The organism is Methylobacterium sp., assembly GCF_019750675.1.
Taxonomy (GTDB): Bacteria; Pseudomonadota; Alphaproteobacteria; order Rhizobiales; family Beijerinckiaceae; genus Methylobacterium.
Window position 1 is genome coordinate 1 of the sequence record NZ_JAIEOF010000322.1, and the last position, 2618, is coordinate 2618.

2 protein-coding genes and 1 pseudogene are annotated in these 2618 nt (G+C 73.4%); 2 read left to right on the top strand and 1 reads right to left on the bottom strand.

Translation table 11 applies throughout. The annotated features are described in order from the left end of the window. Positions 1 to 290 (bottom strand): annotated as a pseudogene (locus K2X24_RS16610) (DNA-binding protein); the annotation flags it as partial. Positions 291 to 464: 174 nt separating this feature from the next. Here K2X24_RS16610 and K2X24_RS16615 point away from each other — a divergent pair. Together K2X24_RS16615 and K2X24_RS16620 are read left to right on the top strand one after the other, a co-directional pair. Continuing rightward, positions 465 to 1133, top strand: a complete 669-nt coding sequence (locus tag K2X24_RS16615) for a response regulator transcription factor (protein ID WP_292499451.1) — start codon at positions 465 to 467, stop codon at positions 1131 to 1133. After that, a complete protein-coding gene (locus tag K2X24_RS16620; RefSeq protein WP_292499452.1) occupies positions 1133 to 2524 on the top strand; it encodes a HAMP domain-containing sensor histidine kinase in 1392 nt (463 codons plus the stop codon). The genes K2X24_RS16615 and K2X24_RS16620 overlap by 1 nt, the downstream gene beginning before the upstream one ends. Positions 2525 to 2618: the final 94 nt, after the last annotated feature.

Genomic DNA, 2618 nt, shown 5'->3' on the forward strand with positions numbered 1-2618 from the left:
CCCTGGCGGCCGGTCTCGACCAGCGCCTTGCCGGTGCCGTCCTGCATCACGAACTTGTTGCCGTAGATCTCGGCGACGTCGCCCTTGGCGGCGATGGAGCCCGACGGTTTCAGGGCCGAGATCGCGGTGGGCGCCACCGGCGTCATCATCGAGGCGCCATTCTGGGCCAGCGACAGGCCGATCGCGCCGAAGGCGAGGGGAGCCGCGATGGCGCCGACGACGAGCGCCCGCCGCGAGCGCTTCGGGGTCGGGGCGGTGGCGGGGCTGGAGGTTTCGTGGTTCTCGGTCATGACGTCTGTCCTTCTCGGGTTCAAGGCGCCCTCTCGGGTTGAGGCCGTTCTAGGCCGGGGCCGCGAACCCGGACTGAACCGGACGGTTCAGCCCCCGTTAAACGACGCGGCGTAGGCCGCTCGCCCTTCGCCTTCGCCCTTGCGCCCTTCTCCCTCCACCCACGGACACGCCCCATGAAACTCCTGCTGGCGGAGGACGACGCAGCCCTTGCCGCCGAGATCGCCAAGGCCCTGCGGGCCGAGAACTTCGCCCTCGACCACGCCGCGAACGGCGAGGACGCGCAGCATCTCGGCGAGACCGAGACCTACGACGCGGTGGTGCTCGACCTCGGCCTGCCCAAGCGCGACGGCCTCTCGGTCCTCAAGGCATGGCGGGCGGCGGGGCTGACCGTCCCGGTCCTCATCCTCACGGCGCGGGACGGCTGGAGCGACAAGGTCGCGGGTTTCAAGGCGGGCGCCGACGACTTCCTGGTCAAGCCGTTCCGGGTGGAGGAACTGGTGATCCGCCTGCGCGCCCTGGTGCGCCGGGCGGCGGCGCACGGGGCCGCCCGCGTCACCTGTGGGCCCCTCACCTACGAGTCCGGCCTCGGCACCTTCGAGCGCGACGGCCTGCCCCTGAAGCTCACCGGCCTCGAATGGCGCGTCCTCTCCTGCCTGATCCTGCACAAGGACGGGGTGATGCCGCGCGGCCAGCTGATCGAGCGGGTCTACGACGGCGACGCCGACGTGGATTCGAACTCCGTCGAGGTCATCATCACCCGCCTGCGCCGCAAAATCGCTCCCGCCCGCATCGAGGGCGTGCGCGGCCACGGCTACCAGCTGCACCCCGGCGAGCCCGCCTGATGCCGCCGCCGCACGGACCGGGTCACCCGCCGCCCGGCCCGACCGGACTCTTCCATCTCGGCTCCCTTCGGCGCCGTTTGCTCCTCGCCGCCCTCGCCCTCGTCACGGCGGCCCTGGTGGTGGCGGGGCTGGCGATCGGGGTGATCCTGCACCGCTTCGTCCGCGGCCAGCTCGACAGCCGCCTCGACAGCCAGCTCGTCGCCATCGCGGCGAGCCTGGAGCGCGGACCCGGCGACCGCCTGCGCCTCGACCGCAATCTCGACGGGCCGCCCTTCGACCGGGACCGCGGCGGGTGGCACTGGCAGGTGAGACAGGGCCGCAGCGTCCTGCGCTCGGGCTCCCTGGAGGGTCGCGACCTCGCGCTGCCCGACGATGCCCCCCGGCCCCGCGACCCGGATCGGCCCCGGCCGGCCGACGGCACCGGCCCCTGGGGCGACGCGCTGATCCTGCGCATCCTCGACCTGCCGCCGGAGGGGGGCAGCCCGCCCGCGATCCTGGTCGCCTCGGCCCCCGCCCGAGCCCTGGGCGGGCCCCTGCGCGAGGCCGGCCTCGCCCTGGCGGCGATCCTCGGCATCCTCGGCCTCTGCCTCATGGCCGGGCTCGTCGCACAGGTCCGCCTCGGCCTGAGGCCCCTGGAGCGTCTGCGCCGGGACCTCGCGGCGGTGCGGGCGGGCCGTGAGCCCCGCATCCCGGGTCCGCAGCCTGCCGAGATCCGCCCCCTCGCGGCGGAGGTGAATGCGCTCCTCGACCAGAACGCCGCCAATCTCGAACGGGCCCGCACCCATGTGGCCAATCTCGCCCATGGCCTGAAGACCCCGCTCGCCACCCTGAGCCTCGCCCTGGCCGAGCCCGGCCGTGACCCTGACGGCGCCCTCGTGAACCTCGTCTCCGGCATGGACCGGCGGGTGCGCCATCACCTGCGCCGAGCCCGCGCCGCCGCCCTCGGGGGGCCGGGCCGCGCGCGGACCGACCTCGCCGGCGCGGTCGCCGATCTGGCCGCGACCTTCGCGCGGCTCTATGCGGCCAAGGATCTCGCCATCGCGCAGGACGTGTCGCCGCGACTCGCGGCGGCCTGCGACGCCCAGGACATCGACGAGATGCTGGGCAACCTGATTGACAATGCCTGCCAATGGAGCCGCGCCCAGATCCGCGTCACCGCTCGGGCGAGCGATGACGGGGTCGTGGTGACGGTGGAGGACGACGGCCCCGGCCTCGACGCGGAGGCCGCCGCCCTGGCGCTGCGGCGCGGGGGACGCCTCGACGAAAGCGTGCCGGGCCATGGCTTCGGCCTGTCGATCACCCGGGAGCTCGCCGAGCTCTACGGTGGCGCCCTCGATCTCGGCCGCTCGAACCTCGGTGGCTTGAGCGCGCATCTCGCCCTGCCGGCCTGATGCCCTGGCAATCGCGAGCCGTCACAAAAGGTTTGTGATTTGGGTTGACGGTGTGTGTTGGTGTCCGTATAGGGCTGTTCATCGGCGGCGGCCA